The 20182-nt window shown below is 58.1% G+C and carries 16 protein-coding genes; 8 read left to right on the top strand and 8 right to left on the bottom strand.

The genetic code is table 11. The annotated features are described in order from the left end of the window. The first annotated feature begins 65 nt into the window (after positions 1-65). Positions 66-1352: a PAS domain-containing methyl-accepting chemotaxis protein gene (locus QMM04_RS03935; RefSeq protein ID WP_058770549.1), complete on the top strand. Its 1287-nt coding sequence runs from the start codon at positions 66-68 to the stop codon at positions 1350-1352. Positions 1353-1384: 32 nt separating this feature from the next. On the opposite strand, the gene QMM04_RS03930 is transcribed toward QMM04_RS03935, so the two are convergent. Next, complete coding sequence (locus QMM04_RS03930; protein ID WP_282995682.1) at positions 1385-2452, bottom strand: acyltransferase; 1068 nt, start codon at positions 2450-2452, stop codon at positions 1385-1387. 450 nt (positions 2453-2902) lie between these two features. Between QMM04_RS03930 and QMM04_RS03925 the strand changes: the two genes are divergently transcribed. Continuing rightward, positions 2903-5497, top strand: coding sequence for an EAL domain-containing protein (locus QMM04_RS03925; RefSeq protein WP_282995681.1), 2595 nt, complete (start codon positions 2903-2905; stop codon positions 5495-5497). A gap of 30 nt (positions 5498-5527) precedes the next feature. Here QMM04_RS03925 and QMM04_RS03920 read toward each other — a convergent pair whose 3' ends face one another. The 4 genes from QMM04_RS03920 to QMM04_RS03905 are packed head-to-tail and all read right to left on the bottom strand — an operon-like array spanning position 5528 to position 9518. Beyond that, entirely contained in the window at positions 5528-6841 is a 1314-nt protein-coding gene (locus tag QMM04_RS03920; protein ID WP_238562286.1) for an MFS transporter, read from the bottom strand. Next, positions 6828-7469, bottom strand: a complete 642-nt coding sequence (locus QMM04_RS03915; RefSeq protein WP_282995680.1) for a DUF4286 family protein — start codon at positions 7467-7469, stop codon at positions 6828-6830. Before QMM04_RS03915 ends, QMM04_RS03920 begins: the two co-directional genes overlap by 14 nt. 2 nt (positions 7470-7471) lie before the next feature. After that, on the bottom strand, positions 7472-8827 hold the full coding sequence (locus QMM04_RS03910; RefSeq protein ID WP_282995679.1) for an amidase: 1356 nt from the start codon (positions 8825-8827) through the stop codon (positions 7472-7474). 10 nt (positions 8828-8837) lie between these two features. Next, positions 8838-9518 (bottom strand): DUF2848 domain-containing protein, encoded by a 681-nt coding sequence (locus QMM04_RS03905; RefSeq protein ID WP_282995678.1) that lies wholly within the window; start codon positions 9516-9518, stop codon positions 8838-8840. 114 nt (positions 9519-9632) lie between these two features. Here QMM04_RS03905 and QMM04_RS03900 point away from each other — a divergent pair, with 114 nt between their 5' ends. Beyond that, the gene (locus QMM04_RS03900; protein WP_282995677.1) at positions 9633-10307 is read left to right on the top strand and encodes a GntR family transcriptional regulator; all 675 of its coding nucleotides are present in this window, start codon (positions 9633-9635) and stop codon (positions 10305-10307) included. A gap of 2 nt (positions 10308-10309) precedes the next feature. Here the strand turns inward: QMM04_RS03900 and QMM04_RS03895 are convergent, their stop codons facing one another. Then, positions 10310-11329: a LacI family DNA-binding transcriptional regulator gene (locus QMM04_RS03895; RefSeq protein ID WP_282995676.1), complete on the bottom strand. Its 1020-nt coding sequence runs from the start codon at positions 11327-11329 to the stop codon at positions 10310-10312. Positions 11330-11592: 263 nt separating this feature from the next. Between QMM04_RS03895 and ascF the strand changes: the two genes are divergently transcribed. The 5 genes from ascF (at position 11593) to QMM04_RS03870 (ending at position 17067) form a co-directional block, all read left to right on the top strand. After that, positions 11593-13032: a PTS cellobiose/arbutin/salicin transporter subunit IIBC gene (gene ascF, locus QMM04_RS03890; protein WP_282995675.1), complete on the top strand. Its 1440-nt coding sequence runs from the start codon at positions 11593-11595 to the stop codon at positions 13030-13032. 25 nt (positions 13033-13057) lie between these two features. After that, complete coding sequence (locus tag QMM04_RS03885) at positions 13058-14491, top strand: 6-phospho-beta-glucosidase (RefSeq protein ID WP_282995674.1); 1434 nt, start codon at positions 13058-13060, stop codon at positions 14489-14491. 326 nt (positions 14492-14817) lie between these two features. Then, a complete protein-coding gene (locus QMM04_RS03880) occupies positions 14818-15381 on the top strand; it encodes a YfiR family protein (RefSeq protein WP_282995673.1) in 564 nt (187 codons plus the stop codon). Between the two features lies 1 nt (position 15382). Further along, positions 15383-16597: a diguanylate cyclase gene (locus tag QMM04_RS03875; RefSeq protein ID WP_282995672.1), complete on the top strand. Its 1215-nt coding sequence runs from the start codon at positions 15383-15385 to the stop codon at positions 16595-16597. After that, a complete protein-coding gene (locus QMM04_RS03870) occupies positions 16594-17067 on the top strand; it encodes an OmpA family protein (RefSeq protein WP_282995671.1) in 474 nt (157 codons plus the stop codon). The genes QMM04_RS03875 and QMM04_RS03870 overlap by 4 nt, the downstream gene beginning before the upstream one ends. A gap of 8 nt (positions 17068-17075) precedes the next feature. On the opposite strand, the gene QMM04_RS03865 is transcribed toward QMM04_RS03870, so the two are convergent. Together QMM04_RS03865 and QMM04_RS03860 are read right to left on the bottom strand one after the other, a co-directional pair. Beyond that, on the bottom strand, positions 17076-18032 hold the full coding sequence (locus QMM04_RS03865) for a UV damage endonuclease UvsE (RefSeq protein WP_282995670.1): 957 nt from the start codon (positions 18030-18032) through the stop codon (positions 17076-17078). Positions 18033-18137: 105 nt separating this feature from the next. Next, positions 18138-20168 carry a choline transporter gene (locus tag QMM04_RS03860; RefSeq protein ID WP_021509525.1) on the bottom strand — a complete coding sequence of 677 codons (2031 nt, stop codon included), beginning with the start codon at positions 20166-20168 and terminating at the stop codon, positions 18138-18140. Between the last annotated feature and the right edge of the window lie 14 nt (positions 20169-20182).

The raw sequence follows: 20182 nt of genomic DNA, 5'->3' as shown, positions 1-20182 counted from the left end.
CGTTAGCACGCGCGCATCTGCGCCTGCATTTCGTTCAACAGCATACCAAGCGCCTGAGGTCTCTCATGTTCGGGGTGAAAAAATCGAGCCTTTCTCTGCCATTTGCCAAAAGTGGCGACATTGCTAAGGATATTGAAGCGATAAAGCAGCATGTTGCGTGGATTGAGTTTTCACCGGCCGGTGAAATCCTCAGCGCCAATGCACAATTTTTACAGGTCACCGGCTATCAGCTGCATGAAATTCAGGGACAGCATCACCGGATTTTCTGCAGCCCTGCTTACAGCCAGTCTTCCGACTATTACGCCTTCTGGCAAACGCTGGCCGCCGGCGAATCGGTGAACGGCATTTTTGAGCGTTTTAACAAGCAGCATCAGCGCTTCTGGCTCAGCGCGACCTATTTTCCGGTGAGCGATGAGCGCGGCAAAGTGTACAAAGTGATCAAGGTCGCGAGCGACATCACTGCGCGCCATCAGGAGCTGGAGCATAAAGAGGCGGTGATAACGGCGCTGGATCGATCGATGGCGGTGATTGAATTCACGCCGGACGGTCACATCATTACCGCCAACACCAACTTCCTCACCCACATGGGCTATACCCTGCCAGCCATCGCCGGCCAGCATCATCGCCTGTTCTGCTTCGACAATTTTTACCGCGAGAATCCGGACTTCTGGCGCAAAATCGGCAACGGTCAGCATTTTGTCGGTCGTTTTGAACGTAAGACTGCCAGCGGCGAGCGCATCTGGCTGGAGGCGAGCTACAACCCGGTATTTGACGGCGACGGTAAGGTCTACAAAGTGATTAAGATCGCCTCGGATATCACCGCGCGCGTCGAGGCGGCGAAGCGCGTGGCGGATATCGCACTGACCACCTCTGAGCAGACCTCACAAATTACCGATAACGCCAATGAAGTGCTGGATGAAACGGTGCGTAACTCCGGACTGGTGGCGCAGCAGGTGAATGCCGCCGCCGAAATTGGCGCGCAGCTCACCGCCTCGGCCAGGAGCATCAGCGACGTGGTGGAAACCATCAACCTGATTGCCTCGCAGACCAACATTCTGGCACTGAATGCCGCCATCGAATCCGCGCGTGCCGGCGAGGCCGGACGTGGCTTCAGCGTGGTGGCAGGTGAAGTACGCCGCCTGGCGGCCTCGACCGCCAGCGCCACCAAACAGATTTCCGTGGTCGTGGAGCAAAATGCCGACCTGATCCAGCAGATGTATCAGCAGCTGGATGAGGTCAGGCAATTTGTGGTGACCGAACAGGAGAAGATCAGCGTGCTGTCGCGCAGCCTGCGGGAAATCAACAGTGGCGTACACGAGTTTGTGAACGTCATTCACCGGCTGGATGTGTGACAGCGTACGCGGGAGCGCTGGCTCCCGCGCGTTTACAGCCCACTGCCCGCCTGCGGCGCGGGCTGCCGCTTCCACTTCAGCGCATTACGCAGCGCCGGTTCGGCATATTTACTGATCAGCCAGGCAACGTAATACAGTACGCTGGCCACCACCACCGGCAGCATCGTCATCACCGCCTCATTTTTGATATAGCCATTAAGCTTAATCAATATCGCGATCATTAAATTTTCATGAATCAGATACAGGGCGTAACTGACAAATCCGATGGCGGTGAAAAAGCGCAGGGAAAGCCAGCGCTCAATCTGTCTGGAATAAAAGCTGGCGATAAAAAACAGCATTACCAGTAGCAGCGGTATCACGGCGACCACGCCGCTGTTTTTAACGTAGTAGCTGAAATTAATCAGCAAGGCCAGCGCGGTCAGCGCGTAGTGATAACGTTTATCGCGCCCGTGCAGACGTTCATAAACCAGACAGCCGACCATAAACCAGGCGTAGTGAATAAAACCGAATTTTGAAATGACATCGATTAATAATGGATGGCCGAGTGATTTCAATACCGATGAGGCGGAAAGTAATAACATCGGCACAATCAGCGCCGGCAGACAATATTTACGTCCGAGGGTGAAATAAACCGCGCCAATAATCAGATAAAACAGCGCTTCAACATAGAGAGACCAGAACGATCCGGCCATGGAGCGGAATTCAATGCCGGTGAGCTGCGTCAGCGTCTCAGGATTAATAAATATCAGACCGGGCAGCAGGTTGCGGCTTTCCGCTGTCATCAGCGACCACTCCGGAAAAAAGCCGCCGGCAACGTACAGCAGCAGACTGGCTATCAGCATCGCCGGAAACAGGCGCAGCCAGCGTTTTTTGAGAAAGCTGAGGTAGCCGGATGATTTATCCAGCGTCATAAATATGACAAAGCCGGAGATCATAAAAAACAACTGCACGCCGACCCAGCCAAATGCCAGCAGCGGAATATGCTGGGTAGTGGCGGCATACGGCAACAGTTCGGGCCAGCGGGCATAGGCGTGATAAGCAATCACCAGCAGGATCGCTAATCCGCGCATGCCATCAAGATGCGTGATACGTGGTTGCATAAGTGGTCTCTGGAAAGAGGAGCAGATGAGTTTCAGCAAATTAGCACTGACAACGATTTACACTCAACAAGAATAGTCCTGGATAACGCATCATCATTTAATCAGGAAATTCTTCAGGTCCTGAACGTTAAATCACGCTCTGATAAATTATGGCTGTAATATATTTATCGTCATCAGCATGAAATAAACACTAAGCTATTAACGCAACGGGGAAAGTTTACCGGCATTCGCCGTATTGCACTGGCGCAAACGCAGCGGCAGGGCCTTTTATTAACACACTTTATGCAGATCTGATTACACCACGGCATCGTCGGGCACCTGAACGAATATGCGATCTGTTTTTGCCGCTCCGCTCACGCTTTTTTTACTTTTTCGCCCAGGTTCGGCGCAGTCATGCCGATACTCATAACGTACTTATGAAATATCATTTTACTGGTTTGTGATAAGTCTATGATGGCGAAACGTTCACTGATGGATTTCCCGACCGATGGTCGGATGCGCGGACTGATGCGCCAGCCGATGCTGCTGATGGTGCTGCTGATTTTTCTCTCCTTTATGGTGGCGCTGGTGACGCTGTGCTTTATCGCCAGCGATCTCAACCAGCAGGAGGCGCGGCAAAACCGCCTGCTGCTGGAGAAGGCGTTGCAGACGCGTCAGGAAGTGATGCAGTTTCACCTCTCCGATAATGCAGAATGGGGCGAAGCCTACCAAAACCTGCACCGCACGTTGAATACTGACTGGGCGTGGACGCGGCAGAATCTGGGTGAGTCGCTGTTCCAGACCTTTGCTTATGAGGGCGTGTTTGTCATCGCGCCGCGCGGCGACACGGTCTACAGCGTGATCGAGGGTCAGCTGCAGCAACGCGATTTCACCGGCTGGCTCGGTCGCCAGCAACTGCCCGCGCTGCGTCAGCAATTACAGCACAATGACGGTAAGGCGCTGTCGCGCTTTGTGGTGGTAAATCAGCAGTTAGTGCTGCTGTGCGCGGCATGGATCACCACCGGTGGCGATAACAGCGTGCCGCAGGTGCCCGGTGCGCCATCGCTGATGATCTTTGCCGATCGCCTGACGCCGCAAAAATTACAGCAGCTGGGGCACGAGTACGGCATCAACGCGCTGCGGGTGGAATTCGCTGCACCCCGCGCGCCAGTGGCGGAAAGCCTGCGCCTCGCCGCCGACGGCCATGACGCCACGCTGCGCTGGACCAGCAGCAACCCCGGCGGTAAATTGCTGACCGCCCTGCTGCCGCTGCTGGTGATCGCCATGCTGATCACCCTGTATGGTGCCATCATGCTGATGCGCAACGCGCTGCGTAAGGCGCAGCTCAATGATGAAAATACGCTGCTGCTGGCGCAAAGCCAGCGGGCGCTCAGCGCCAGCGAACGCCGCTTCCGTGATATCGCCGAAATTACCACCGACTGGATTTGGGAGATGGACGACCAGCTGCGCTTCAGCTGGGTTTCCGGCCGCTTCCCGGTAGTGACCGGATTTACCAGCGAGGAGTGGCTGCAGCGCACGCTACTGGATTTCCTGCTGTGCGATGAGCACCAGCGCGCCCGGCTTTTGCAGCTGGCAGACTCGGGCGGTCAGCTTACGCTGAACGGCTGCCGCTATCTCTCTGCTCAGCATCAGCCGCGCTACTGCAATCTGACCCTCAAGCGCGTCAGCCTGGCGCACGGCGTCAGCGGTTTTCGCGGCAGCGCCAGCGACGTAACGCTGGAAGTTGAAGCGCAGGCGCGCGCGCACTATCTGTCGCACTTCGATGAACTGACCGGACTGGCCAACCGCGTGCAGATGCGCGAATTCCTCACGGGGCAGCTGAGCCTGCCGCTGCCGGCGCAGCCGCTGCTGGCGATGATTATGATTGACCTGGATAAATTCAAACCGGTCAATGATCTCTACGGTCATGCGGCGGGCGATCAGGTGCTGCATGCGGTATCAGATCGTATCCGGCGCACGCTCAACGGCAACGGCCTGGTGGCGCGGCTCGGCGGCGATGAGTTTGTGGTGATTCTGCCGGAGGCGGGCAGCCGCGAGCAGGTCGACGCGCTGTGTCAGCAGCTCATCGCCCAGCTCAATCTGCCGTTCCCGGTGTACGACAACGACATCCACATCGGCGGCAGTCTCGGCATCGCGCTGGCCCCGCAGGATGCCGACAACGCCAGCGATCTGCTGCGCTTCGCCGACATCGCCCTGTATAAAGCGAAAAACAGCGGCCGCAACCAGTGGATATTTTTCGACCGTGACATGGAAGAGAAAATTGTGCAGCGGCGCGAAATGGAGCATGAGCTGCGCGCAGCGCTGCAGGAGAACCAGCTGCGGCTGGTGTATCAGACGCGCTATGACCTGATCGCGCAGCGCATCAGCGCGGTCGAGGCGCTGGTACGCTGGCAGCATCCGCGGCTGGGCTTACTGATGCCCGATCAGTTTATTCCGCTGGCCGAAGAGACCGGCCTGATCAGCGCGCTGAGCGACTGGGTGCTGCTCAATGCCTGCGAGGACATCGCCCGCTACCGGCCGGAAATGGCGGTTTCAGTGAATATTTCCGCCAGCGAATTGCAGGATAGCGCCTTAGCCGAACGCATCACCCGGGTGCTGCAGCTCAGCGGTCTGCCGAGCCAGCGGCTGGAAATTGAAGTTACGGAAAACGCGCTGCTGAGCGATCCGGACAAAACCCTGGCGGTGATGCAGGCGGTGAAAGCGCTGGGGGTGAGATTTCTGATTGATGATTTTGGCACCGGCTATGCGTCGCTGTGCTACCTGCGCGCCTTCCCGTTCGACGGCATCAAAATCGATAAATCCTTTATTTTTCCGCTGGCCGATTCGCCCCAGGCGCGCCAGGTGGTGGAAAACATGATTGGACTCGGCAAAGCCTATTCCCTGTCGGTAACTGCGGAAGGCGTGGAAACGCCGGTGCAAATGTCGCAGCTGCAGGAGCTGGCGTGCGATGCCATTCAGGGTTACTACATCGGACGACCGCTGCCGCTGCCGCAAATCTCGACCGAGCCGCCGCAGAGTGAACCGGCGCTGCACATGAATATTTGATAAAAGGTGGCGATCCTTCGCCAGAGGTGATTACAGCGACTGGTGCGCGGTTTCTTTGGCTTTCCATAAGGCAAACAGGGTGATCGCCAGCGCCAGCGTCACATATAGCGACACCCACAGCGTGCTGCCCAGCTCTTTATACAGCGAGGTAATGATCAGCGGGGCAAAACCGCCGCCGATGATGCCGGCCAGCGTATAGGCCAGTGACGAACCGGCATAGCGCACGTGACTCGGGAACTGCTCGGTGACAAACGCCGCCTGCGGACCGTACATCATGGCGTGAATCAGCAGGCCAATCACCACCGCCAGCACAATCAGCCACGGCTGAGTGCTGTCGAGCAGGACAAAAAACACAAACGACCAGACAATAGCCAGCAGCGCGCCGGCAATGTACACCGGACGGCGGCCAAGGCGGTCGGACAGGGCGCCAAACAGCGGCACCGTCAACGCGTTGCCAATCGCGCCGACCATCGTCGCCATCAGCGCCAGCGGACGCGGCAGCTGTAACACGGTGGTGACGTATGTCAGGGTGAACACCACCACCAGCGCGTACAGCACGTCAGAGCCGATGCGCGAGCCGCCGGCGATCAGCAGTTCACGTGGATAGCGCAGGAACACCTCTTTCAGCGGCGTGTGGCTGGTTTTCTCCGCCTGCTGCATCGCCACGAAAGTCGGGGTTTCTTCCACGCCACGCCGCAGCCACAGGCCAAACATCACCAGCAACAGACTGAGCAGGAACGGGATACGCCAGCCCCACTCCTGAAACTGCTCGCCGCTAAGTGACACCGTCACTAAAGTAATAAAACCGGTGCCAATCAGCGTGCCGCAGGAAGGCCCGACCTGGGCGAACGAGGCGTTACGCCCGCGCTTACTGGCTTCGCCGTGCTCCATGGAGAGCAACACCGCGCCGGCCCATTCGCCGCCCAGCGCGATGCCCTGCACAAAGCGCAGCGTCACCAGCAGAATCGGGCTCCAGATGCCCCATAGCGCATAACCGGGCAGCATGCCCATCAGCGCCGTGGTCACGCCCATGATCACCAGCGTGGTGATCAAGACCGCCTTGCGTCCGGCGACATCCCCGAGATGGCCAAAGATAAAACCGCCCACCGGACGCGACACATAACCCACGGCGTAAGTTGAAAACGCCAGAATGGTCCCGACCAGCGGGTCGAAGCTGGGGAAAAACACATGGTTAAACACCAGCGCCGCCATGATGTTGTAAACGGTAAAGTCGTACCACTCCAGCGCGGTGCCGATGGAGCTGGCCGCGGCAAGACGTCCGGTGTGGGTTTTCCCTGCTGCGGCACGCGCGGCGTGCGGCAGAGTTGAATCAGTATTCGCCATGAGCCATCTCCTGTTTAGTGAGCTGCCAGCTGAGCGCATAAAATTCAGCGCGGGCATTGAGCGCCTGTGCCGCGGCGGCCGCCAGTGTCTGGCAGGCATCGGCGCACGAACAGCTGAGCAGCAGCATCGGCTGCATGGCGCGCTGCACCCGATCTTCCTGCGGCAGCGGCGTGCTCAGCGTGGTGTCCGGCGTGAGTAAGCGCGAGGCGATATAGCCCGGCACCGTGGCAACCTGCTGCTGCCAGGCGTTGAGCGTTGCATTTTCAATGCCAGCCTGTAGCGTCAGCACCGCAAGGTGGCTGCCGCTGCCCTGACCGTGCTGCTGAGTGATGGCGCACACGCGGCGCATCGGTTCGATCATCCGCTCCAGGTTTTTAACCGACCACGGCGTCTGGCGCGTAAAGGCGGCGTAGTAATCGGCACTGGTAAAGGTTTCCAGCGAGCGGGTTTCATACAGTCCGAGGTACTTGCGTTCAGCATCCAGCGCCTGATAGCGCGTGCCGCTGAGAAAGCCGTCAATGGCGACGCGCTCGGCGACATGTTCATGGTCATACCATTGATTGAAATCAGCTTCGTTTTCAGCGGCGACGTTGGTGGCGACAAACAGCATGCCGTGAGGATGTGTCATTTTCAGAGACTCCGTTGCAGGATGGATTCAAGCGCCAGCGCCCAGCTGAGCAGCGCGGCATCGTGGCCATGGGTGGCGGCCAGCATCAGACCCACCGGCGCACTGCCGGGCTGATGACAAGGCAGGGAGATGGCGCAGCCGTCCAGCATGTTGATCACGCTGGTGTTGCGCAGCATCAGCAGGTTGACCTGACGATAGCGCTCCGGGTCGTCGAGTTCGGCGATGGTCGGCGCAATCAGCGGCACGGTGGGCAGCAGCAGACCATCGTACGGTGCCACCGCCTGCTCCACCCGCTGCCGCCAGTCGGCGCGCTGCTGATACAACAGTTGTGCGTCGGCCTCGTTCAGCAACGCGCCGCGCTCAATGCGCATCCGTACCTGCGGGTCATAACCCGTCGCGTGCGACTGCAGCAGCGACTGCAGCAGCGACTGATGCCACTGCCAGGCTTCCCAGGCGGTGATGCCACCACGGGCGTTCATGGTTTCCAGTTCCGCCAGTTCAGACAGCGGCAGCTCGGTGAGCGTGGCACCCTGCGCGCGCAGCTGTGCCAGCGCGTGGTGCCACGCCTGGCTGACCGCGAGATCCAGCCCGTCCAGCACCCGGGTCTGTGGAATCGCAAAGTGCGCCCGCGTGATATCACGCTCTGCCAGCTGCAAAGGCCGATCGGCGATGACGCTGTCGAGCAGCCAGCAACTGCGCACGTCATGGGCGATTACGCCAATACTGTCAAGTGCCACCGATAGCGGTAGCGTGCCGGCCTGATTGATGCGGCTGGCACTGGGTTTGAAGCCGGTCAGCCCGCACAGCGCCGCCGGTATCCGCACCGAGCCGCCGGTGTCCGTGCCGACCGCCGCGAGGCACATGCCGTCGGCCACCGCCACCGCCGCGCCGGATGAAGAACCGCCGGGAATGCGTTTTTCGCCGCGCTGCCATGGGTTAGCTGGCGTGCCGTAGTGCGGATTGATACCGAGCCCGGAAAAAGCGAACTCGGTCATGTTGGTTTTGCCGACGATAGCGGCACCGGCCTGTTTCAGCTGCTGCACGATATGCGCGTCGCGCGCAGCGGGCGGTGCATCCGCCAGCACGCGCGAGCCGGCGCAGGTGGGTTCGTCCGCCACATCAAACAGGTCTTTGATGCTGATTGGCAGTCCATCAATCGGGCTGCGCGGCTGTTGCTGTTGCCAGCGCGTATCAGCCTGCTGCGCCTGCTGAACGGCGCTGTTGGCGTAGGTCCGCGTAAACACGCGTGCGCCTTCGCCCGACGGGTGCTCAGCGGCGCGTAGTGCCTGTTGCGTCGCGGCGCTTGCGGTGAGGTCTCCGGCGCGCAGTTGCTGGCTCGCCTGCCATAAGGTGGTCATACGCGTCTCCTCAGGCAATCACCGGCAGCGTGCCGGTGACATAGTGGTGTTCCAGCGTGCGATTCAGCAGCGGATCGTGCAGCGCCATGCGGAACTCGCTGGCCGGACGGATGCCACCAATCGCGCTCAACGTGCCGCATGACATCGCAAAGCCTTCGCTGACCGGGCGATCGCCAAAGTAGCGCGCCAGCAGATCCCTCGGCGTGAGCAGAGAGTCGAGCGTGCCCTGCTGATAAGTCACCCAGTCGCCGTTGACTTTGATCCACGCGCGCAGCTCCAGCCGATCCCAGTGCGGCTCAACCTCTGCCATACGCCACGCATGACCGGCGACCGGCTTAACGCAGGCCTGCTTCGACAGTGCCACGCTGAAGGTTTCCAGGTGACGGTCAGTGTGATCGGAAATCAGCGACACCCAGTATTCGCCGCGATGGAAAAACACAAACGGCTCGGCTTCGCCGGAGGTTTGCTCGCCCACCACTTCCAGCGGGCTGTGCTGCGCCAGCTGCTGGGTGGCTACGCGATAAAACAGCGGGACTGCACCAGGTGCGGGCACGCCCAGCGCCTCCAGCTCCCTGATATGGTGCAGCACCGCCGCCTGGTCGCGTCCTACCCAACCGGCAATCACCAGCTGGTTGATGTCGACATCCAGTACGGAGGCGCCTGTTGCGTCGGTTGTAAAGCGTAAATGCATGCGATGATCTCCTGATGAAAAATGCGTGTGAAATTTCACTGCAATTTCAAGATAGCCATTTTCATGCCAGGTTTTTGTGTAAGATGTCTCAGTACCCCAATAAGGATCTGCGTGATGAGTGATTCAGTTGCTGAAAATGTGAAGTCACAGGCCGGACATAAAAGCGTTTCATTGAATGAACAGGCCTATCTGGCGTTCAGGCATCGCCTGATTACGCTGCGCTATAAGCCGGGTGAATATCTCAATACCGCGCAGGTGATGGAGGATCTGGCAATGGGCCGCACGCCGGTTAATCAGGCGGTACACCGGCTGGCGACCGAAGGGTTACTGCAGATTATTCCGCGCAAGGGCGTGATGGTGGCACCGCTGTCAATTGACGATGCGCTGGAGCTGATTGAAGTGCGGCTGGTGAATGAAGCGCTGTGCCTGCGACTGGCGACGCAGCGCGTCAATCCGGCGCAGATTGCCCAGCTACAGGCACTGAATCAGCGCATCGCCGCCGCCAGCGTGGCGCGTGACCGCGAGCAGATGATGCTGCTGGACCGCGAATTTCATCAGGTGCTGGCTGACATCGCCGGCAACGGTCGTCTGTCAGATATTCTCAGCATCATCCACGCCCAGGCGCAGCGCTTCTGGGCAACCACCCTGTCGAGCGCGCAGCACATGCAGGAGGTGATTGCCGAGCACGACGCGATCATTGCGGCGCTGGCGCAGGGTGACGTGGCACGGGCAGAAGAGGCCGCGCGCGTGCACATCTATTCGTTCAAGCAGGCGCTGCTCAACGCCTGATTTCAGCCAGAATAAAACGGGCCGGGACCGACGGATTCGCGCAGAATCAGTTCGCCGGCAAAGGTTTTGCGATTGCGCATTTCGCCGCCGTCCAGCATCGACACCAGCCGTTCAATGGTTTCCTCGATCATGCCGGTCACCGGCATACGCACGCTGGTCAGCGCCGGGATGGTATAGGGCGCCAGCGGAATATCATCGAAACCCAGCACCGCCACCTGCTGCGGCACGCGAATGTTATGCGCCGCCAGCGCTTTCAGCGCGCCCACCGCCATCTCATCATTACTGGCGACCAGCGCGCTAAACGGTTTACCGCGCGCCAGCAACGTTTCCACCGCCGCCGCCCCGTGCTGCGCCTGCCATTTGCCCTCCACTACCAGCGCGTCATCCGCCACCAGCTGATGCTGCGCCAGTGCCGCGTGATAACCGGCCAGCCGCTCGCGCCCGGTCGGCGAGTCAAGCGATCCGGTGATAAAAGCAATATCGCGATGGCCGAGCGCAATCAGTTGCGCCACCGCCTCGGCGCTGGTGCGCTGCTGATCGGAGTAGATACAGTAACTGTCGTGCTGACGCAGCCGGCGGTTGATCACCAGAATCGGGTGGCGGTGCTGGGCAATAATACTGTCCATCTCATCGATGGTAAGAAAACGCGGATAGATGATCACGCCATCGCAGCGCAGATCGAGCAGAAACTGAATCGCCGCACGCTCCTCTTCGGCGCTGTGTTTGCCATCCACCAGCAGTAGCTGACGGCCCTGCTGCTCAAGAATACGCGCCGAATGCTGCATCATTTCGCTGAAATAGCTGCCGGTATACAGCGTGTTGGTGATCACCAGGCCGATGGTCTGGCTGGATTTAGTCGCCAGATTGCGCGCCAGCAAATTCGGCCGGAAGCCGGTCTCGGCAATCGCCTGGTACACCCGATCGCGCTTCTCCTGGCTGACGTAGCCGTTGCCGGACAACACGCGCGACACCGTCGCTTTTGACACGCCGGCCTGTTTTGCCACCTCAAGTATGGTTGCCATGCTTCACTCTGCTTCGCTGCTCATCGCCTCAGTGTACCTAAGCGATGAATAAGACGGGGAATTTTCTTGCCGCCCTGCGCATGCGGGTGAAGATCCCGCCGCACGCCAGCCGATCAACATCACAAAATTAAAACGAGAATGGCGATTTTTCTTGTCTGAATGAATGCGCCTGTTCATGATTTTGTGAAACCGGTTTCTCATGAACACATAACAGCCAGACGAAACCGACGTTTCCTCTACCCTACAATCAGAGACAAACATTCATGGCGACCAACTACGCTGACGCCGCGCGAGCCATTGTGGCTTCGCTCGGCGGATTAGAGAATATTGAAGCCGTTACCCACTGCATGACGCGCCTGCGCTTCGTGGTGAAAGACAGCGCGCGCGTCGACAACGCCACGCTGAAAGCCATTCCCGGCGTAATGGGCGTGGTGCACACCGACAGCCAGTGTCAGGTGATCATTGGCAACAACGTCAATCTCGCCTTTCAGGAAGTGATGAAACTTGGCACGCCAGACAACAGCGGCAGCGCGCCGGTGAAACGGAAAATCACGCTGCGCAGCATCGGCGCGGGCATTCTTGATGCGCTGGTCGGCACCATGTCACCGCTGATCCCGGCGATCATTGGCGGATCGATGGTCAAACTGCTGGCGATGATGCTGGAAATGGGCGGCGTGCTGACCAAAGGCTCGTCGACGCTAATCATCCTGAATGTGATCGGTGACGGCGCCTTCTTCTTCCTGCCGGTGATGGTGGCGGCCTCGGCGGCGCTGAAATTCAAAACCAACATGTCGCTGGCGATTGCCATCGCCGGCGTGCTGGTGCATCCCAATTTTATCGATCTGATGGCCAAAGCGGCGCAGGGCCAGGTGGTGGAGTTTGCTTCGGTGCCGGTCACCGCGGTGAAATACACCTACACGGTGATCCCTGCGCTGGTGATGACGTGGATTCTGTCGCACATCGAATACTGGGTTGATCGCTTTACCCCGGCGGTGACCAAAAACTTCCTTAAACCGATGCTGATTGTGCTGATTGCCGCGCCTATCGCCATCGTCCTGATTGGCCCGCTCGGTATCTGGATCGGCAGCGGTATCTCCGCGCTGGTGTACACCATACATGGGTATCTCGGCTGGCTGTCGGTGGCGATCATGGGCGGGCTGTGGCCGCTGCTGGTGATGACCGGCATGCATCGCGTGTTTACCCCGACCATCATTCAGACCATCGCTGAAACCGGCAAAGAAGGCATGGTGATGCCGTCAGAAATTGGTGCCAACCTGTCGCTGGGCGGCTCATCGCTGGCGGTGGCGTTCAAAACCAAAAATCCGGAACTGCGGCAGACGGCCTTCGCAGCGGCGGCTTCCGCTATTGTCGCGGGCATTTCCGAACCGGCGCTGTACGGCGTGGCGGTGCGGCTGAAGCGTCCGCTGATTGCCAGCCTGATCAGCGGCTTTATCTGTGGCGCGGTGGCCGGCATTGGCGGCCTCGCCAGCCACTCAATGGCCTCACCGGGCCTGTTTACCAGCGTACAGTTTTTCGATCCCACTAACCCGATGAGTATCGTCTGGGTGGCTGGCGTGATGGTGCTGTCAGTGGTGCTGTCGTTTGTTCTGACGCTGATGCTTGGCTTTGAAGATATTCCGGTGACGGACAGCGCGCCGCGCAGCAGTAAGTCAGAAGCGGCAAAGCCGGTTAGCGCAAATTAATAATGGACTGTGATTGAGGTGAGTGATGTCTGAAGTGACATTTCCTGCGGGATTTTTATGGGGCGGCGCGTTAGCCGCCAACCAGTCAGAGGGGAGTTATCGCGCTGGCGGTAAAGGCTTAACCACGGTGGACATGATTCCACACGGCGAGCACCGCATGGCGGTTAAGCTGGGGCTGGAACCGCGCCTGACGCTGCGCGACGATGAGTTCTACCCGAGCCACGACGCCATCGATTTTTATCACCGCTATAAAGAAGATATCGCCCTGATGGCCGAGATGGGCTTCACGGTATTTCGCACTTCCATCGCCTGGAGCCGTATTTATCCCAACGGCGATGAGCTGACGCCGAACGCGGAAGGTATCGCCTTCTATCGCAGCGTATTTGAGGAGTGCCGTAAATACGGCATAGAACCGCTGGTGACGCTGTGTCACTTCGATGTGCCAATGCATCTGGTCACCGAATACGGCTCGTGGCGCAACCGTAAAATGATCGATTTCTTCGCCCGCTACGCCCGCACCTGCTTCGAAGCGTTTGATGGTCTGGTGAAGTACTGGCTGACCTTTAACGAGATCAACATTCTGCTGCACAGCCCGTTCTCCGGTGCCGGTCTGGTGTTTGCACCAGATGAGCATCACGAGCAAGTGAAGTATCAGGCAGCGCATCATGAACTGGTTGCCAGTGCGCTGGTGACCAAAATCGCCCATGAGATCAATCCGCAGAACCAGATTGGCTGCATGCTGGCCGGCGGCAACTTTTATCCGTGGTCCTGCAAGCCGGAAGATGTGTGGGCCGCGTTACAGAAAGATCGCGAGAATTTATTCTTCATCGATGTCCAGGCGCGCGGCGCTTACCCCGCGTATGCCGCACGGGTATTTCGCGAGAAAGGCGTAGAGATTGTCATGGCGGAAGGCGATGACGAACTCCTGCACCACACCGTCGATTTCATCTCCTTCAGCTATTACGCCTCACGTTGCGCCTCGGCAGAGATGAATGAACAGAACAGCAGCGCCGCCAACGTGGTGAAGTCGTTGACCAATCCGCATCTGACGCGCAACGCCTGGGGCTGGGGCATTGATCCCCTCGGCCTGCGCATCACCATGAACATGATGTACGACCGCTATCAGAAGCCGCTGTTTCTGGTGGAAAACGGTCTCGGTGCGCACGATGAAATCACCGCCAGCGGGGAAATCGAAGACGATTACCGCATCAGCTATCTGCAGCAGCACATTCGCGCCATGGGTGAAGCGATTGCAGACGGCGTGCCGGTGATGGGCTATACCACCTGGGGCTGCATCGATCTGGTCGCAGCGTCGACCGGGGAAATGAGTAAACGCTACGGGTTTGTCTATGTCGATCGCGACGACCACGGCCATGGCACGCTCAACCGGCTGCGCAAAAAATCCTTCTGGTGGTATCAGCGAGTGATTGCCAGCAACGGTCAGGATTTAGATTTTTAATTAAAAAAATGCGGCGAGTGGCGCTGAAAGTTCGTTCAGTTCAGGGCCATTCAGCCATCAAGCGGAAATTCGCCAGCACCGGCCATTATATTTCGCGAAAAAAACCGCTGCGGCACAAATTACGCTAACCGAATATTCGGTGCTGGCCGTTGTTATTACGCCAATCCTGCTGAGTTTTTATTCATTCTTCTTTTAATACTCTATTTAAATCCGGTCCTGACGAATTTATTCTTCCCTGCCCGCTCGCGGTGCCAGCGTCCGTACGGCGATACTCTTTTGTACAGGGCGATGGTACTATTTCCCGGTTGCTGTTCAGAGATAGCGCTATGTTACAACTACAATTAAAAATGAAGGGAGCCAGCCTGTTGCTGTGTTTATTGCAGCGTGCTCGCGTCTTACTTTCCCTTAGTTCTCTTATTTATCTCCTCTGTCTCCCTGCTGCCCAGGCGGCCGGCAGTGCGGTTCAGCGTGACGATCAGGCTAACCGTATCGTCAGCGGCATTATCAGTTTTAGCCACTGGCCGCAGTTAACTCAGCCACCACAGCTGTGCGTATTCACTTCAGCTCAACACCTTGCGCTACCGCAGGGCCCGACGCCGTTCAGCGTGGTGTGGATCGATCAAGCCAGCGACCTCAGCCGCCAGCGCTGCGATGCCGTCTATTTCGGCGATCAGACGCCGCAGCAGCAAACTGCGCTACTGGCGACGCTGCAGGGTAAAGCCATTTTGTCGATCGCGGAAAATAACCCGGACTGCACGGTGGGCGCGGCGTTCTGTCTGATCTTTAATCGCGATCACACCGCGTTTTCGGTCAACCTTGACTCACTGGCGCGCAGCGGTGTCAGAGTGAGCCCGGACGTGTTGTTGCTGTCCCGCAAAGGAAGCAAATAAGATGAAGTTTGATAGCATAAAAAAAGATAAATCATCGATTCGCAATAAGTTGCGTCGAATCAGCACCGTCAATGCCGCCGTGATATTACTGCTGTGCTGGCTGCTGCTGACGTCGACGTCTTTGCTGTTTATTAAACGCTATGAGAAAAGAAACCTCGAGCTTATTGCCGCCACACTCAGCACCAGCCTGACCGCCGCAACGGTATTTGAAGACAGTTACGATGCGCGTAACAAAATTGCTCTGCTCGGTAATGAAGGGATGTTTGCCTCCGCCAAACTGGTCACGGCGGGCAACACCGTACTGGTGGACTGGCACGATCGCCAGCAAGAGAGCGGCTGGTATGAAACGCTGCTGCGACGCTGGATCTATCAGCAGCCGCTGGCGATCGATATTAATCACGCCGAAGCCAAAGTCGGCCACTTAATGCTGGCCGGTACCGTCAGCGGCGCCGCCGATTTCATTCGTTATTCGGTGATGATTTTATCGATTGGCATGCTGTGCGTGCTGGTGATTTCCTGCCTGCTGAGTGAATTTCTGCATCGCGGCATTCTGCGCTCGCTGCGCAACATCACCAGCGCCATCCATTACGTGATTCGCTCCGGCGATTTCTCAACGCGCGTGCCGCAAAATCCGACCAAAGAGTTCCAGCTGTTTTCGGAAGATCTGAACTCGCTACTGAGCGAAATGCAGACGCTGAAAGCCTCGCTGCTGCGCGATAACCGTTCGCTGGCGGCGAAAGCACTGGAGGATCCCTTAACCGGACTGGCCAATCGCTCGGCGTTTGTTGGTCGCCTGTCGCAGCTGCTGGATCAGCAGCTGGCGCATGAAAATTTTGTGCTGCTGTTTCTCGACGGCGACCGCTTCAAAAGCATTAACGACAACTGGGGCCATGCCGCCGGTGATGAAGTATTGAAGGCCATCGCGGCGCGCCTGAGCGCGCTGGCGTATCAGGATGATCTGGTGGCGCGGCTCGGCGGTGACGAGTTTGCCATGCTGATCACCAGCCGCACTTCCGAAGCCGATCTGCAGCAGCTGACGGAAGATATTCGCACCGCAATCGCGCAATCGATCGTCATTTCGGAAGGCACACAGATCACCACATCGGTGACCATCGGCTACGCCTGGTCACAGCACGGGGATTCGGTGGCGTCGATTCTGGAGCGCGCCGATATGCACATGTATAAAAACAAAGGAATGAGTAAGGTACGCGTATGAAACTGAAATCATGTTTGCTGGTCATGGTGCTGGCGTGTGTCGGCTGTCAGTCTACCGGGCGCTTCAGTGAGGCGCAGATTCAGGCGATGCGCAACGCCGGCTTTAGCGAAAATGCCGAAGGTTGGGGGCTGGGCCTGTCCGATAAGATTCTGTTTGGCATCAATGAATCTGACCTGACGCCGGCCAGCAAAACCAGCATTGCGCAAATGGCGAAAAGCCTGGCCGCCACCGGCATCGAACATCTGCGCGTCGACGGCCACACTGACAACTACGGCAAAGCGGATTACAACCAGCAGCTGTCGCTGAAGCGCGCCAACGCGGTGGCCGATCAGTGGGCTGCGGGCGCGGCGATTCCACGGGGCAATATTGTGACGCGCGGGCTGGGCATGAGTGCGCCGGTCGCCAGCAATAACAGTGCACAGGGCCGGGCGCAAAATCGCCGCGTCGCGATTGTGATTACCGCGCCGTAAGCGGTTAATCAGCGCGTCTGCGCATAGTGATACAGGCGGTCGCGCGCGAGGTTCTTCATTTTCACTTCGCACATGATGTCGAAGCGATCAAACGACAGCGCCCAGTCATTCAGCGTCTGATTGAAATAGTAGTCAGAATGGGCGCGCAGCTTCGGCTTTGAGGCGGCGAGTTGATCCTGATCGGGGAAGCCGCTGTCCGGGATCAGCCCTTCCTGGGCGATCGAATAGTGCAGCACCGGTCGCACGCCGCGCCACGATTCCAGAATCAGCGCCACGCGTTCATCGCTGGCCTGAATAAACTGGTTCTCTTTCACCCAGTGATGGTGAATATCCAGCACCACCGGGCAGAGCGCGCGCGCCTGCAATACGTCATCCAGCGAGCAGGAAATTTCGTCATTTTCCACCGTCAGCATGTTGCGGGCTTCCGGGCTGAGGCGCATAAATGCCGCGCGAAAGCCTTCAATACCGCGCTTGCCGTTCATGTGGATGTTGATTTTAAAATCCTGGAACTGCCTGCCGTAGCCCATCAACACCGCGCACAGCGTGTGATACTCGACATCTTCCAGCGCCCGATCCACCACGTCATCATTATCCGAAGCCAGCACCGTATACTGACCGGGATGGAATGACAGGCGAATGTTATGCGCGCGGGCAAATTCGCCGCAGCGGCTAAACAGTGGCTGCAATTCGGGCAGAATATCGCCATACAGTTCAGTGGCCAGCGGCACGGTGTACAGCGGCAGCAGATCGCTGCCGATGCGCATCATGCGCAACGCATCCGGCTGCTGCGCCAGCTGTTCCAGCGTCAGAGAGAGGTTCTGCAGGTTATTTTGTGCCAGTGCCAGCAGCAGCGTGGCCGCCGCGTTACGCTCCATAGCGAGAAAGCGTGTGCGGGTGGTGGTTTTAAATGGAAATGGCTGTTTAGCCTCAGAATCAAAGTACTTACACGCAAAACCCAATTTCATTATGTTCCCCTTCAGGTCAGCTAGTGAGTCTAGCTGCCGCTGGCAATTATGCGAGGAACGCCGCGTGATTAAACGGGCAGCCGCCTTGCACGGCTGCCCGCACTGTTACACGCTCGGGTAAGTGATATTGCTGCCCGGCGCTTCACGATGCAGATGGATAAAGTTCAGGTGACGCTCGTACTGATCGAGAATGTCGATGATCACCTGCTCCTTGTTGTAGTCCATCAGATCGTTGCCCTGGCTGCCCTCCAGCAGGAAGGTTTCCAGCCGGTAATAGTGCGACTTACCGCTGCGGGCGCGATAGGTAAAGCCCGGCACCGAGTACTGCTGCGGCCACACCTGATAGACGAAATCCTGCTCCTCGCCGAGGTGCACGCGCAGATCAAGGTAGCCCAGCGGCTGGCCCTCTTCCGGCGCAACGCTCTCCAGCGATACGCGACCGCCGCGCAGCTCCAGCTCTTTGGCGACATCCTGCATCGCCGGATAGATCACCGTTTCCATCATCTGCTGGGTATAGCGCGTGCCCGGGTAGTTCATCAGGCGCGACAGCCGCTTTTTCCAGCTCAGACGATCATTGCTCGCCGGAATATAGGGCGCGGTATCACGGCTGGCGCTGGCGCGGCGGTGATCTTCCACTTTGAGTGATTTATACAGCCCGGCCATCACAAAGAAGATCACGAAGCTGAACGGCAGACCCATGATCACCGTGGTGTTTTGCAGCGCAGAGATGCCGTTGGTCATCAGCATGCCCATGGTCAGCACGCCAATCGCCACCGACCAGAAAATGCGCAGCCAGTTTGGCGCATCGCTATTGATATCTTTCAGCTTCGAGGTGAAGTTCCCCAGCACCAGCGAGCCGGAATCCGCCGAGGTAACATAAAACAGCATGCCGGTAATGGTGGCGACCGAGGCGCTGAACTTAAACGCCGGATACTGCGCCAGCAGGCTGTAGAACCCGCGCTCGGCATGCGCCATCACTTCCTGGGCAAAACCGGCATCGCCGTGGATGATCTCGTACAGCGCCGCGTTACCGAACACCGACAGCCACAGCAGCGTGAAGGTGAACGGGATAATCAGCGTGCCGAGCACAAACTCACGGATGGTGCGGCCACGGGAAATACGGGCGAGGAACAGGCCGACAAACGGCGACCACGCCACCCACCACGCCCAGAAAAACAGCGTCCAGCTGTTCATCCACTGCGTCGGACGATCAAACGCAAAGGTGTTGAGCGTCATGCCCATAAAGCGGTTGATGTAATCACCGACGTTCAGCACCAGCGCGTTGAGCAGGAAATCCGTCTTGCCCATAAACAGCACAAACAGAATCAGACCAAGCGCCAGCGCGACATTCAGCTCCGACAGAATGCGGATGCCTTTATCCACGCCCGAGGTCACCGAAATGGTGGCAATCACCACCGACAGTACAATCAGCGCCATCTGCGCCGTCAGCCCTTCCGGCACATCAAATAACACTTTCAGCCCGTAGTTGAGCTGTACCACGCCGATACCCAGCGTGGTGGCGATACCAAAAATGGTACCGATCACCGCCGCGATATCCACCGTGTGGCCAATCGGGCCGTTAATGCGCTTGCCGAAGATCGGATAGAGCGCCGAGCGAATGGTGAGCGGCAGATTATAGCGGTAGCTGAAGTAGCCGAGCGCGATGCCCATCAGCGCATACATCGACCAGCCGGTCAGACCGTAGTGAAACAGCGTCCACACCATCGCCTGTCGCGCCGCTTCCAGAGTTTGCCCGGCCCCTTCCGGCGGCTGCATATACTGCGTGACCGGTTCCGCCACCGAGAAGAACATCAAATCGATGCCGATGCCGGCGGCAAACAGCATCGCCGACCAGCTCAGCAGACTGAATTCGGGTTTGGACTGCTCCGGGCCCAGCTTGATGGCGCCGTAGCGTGAACAGGCCATATAGATGACGAAGACGATATACAGCGTGGCGGCCAGCATGTAGTACCAGCCAAAAGTGGACGATACCCAGTTGACGGCGCTCTGGATCCAGCCGGCAGCGAGATCGCTGTACAAAATGGTGACAAGTGAAAATGTCAGAATCAGTCCGGCAGAGGTGTAAAACACCACGGGATTGATTCTGTCTTTTTCACTGGCAGGTGGATTAATCATCGGTTACCTCTGGT

Source organism: Pantoea sp. Pa-EAmG (genome assembly GCF_030024295.1).
In the GTDB taxonomy this organism is placed as follows: Bacteria; Pseudomonadota; Gammaproteobacteria; order Enterobacterales; family Enterobacteriaceae; genus Pantoea; species Pantoea dispersa.
The sequence above is the reverse complement of the archived record's forward strand: the minus strand, read 5'-3'. Positions and strand labels throughout refer to the sequence as shown.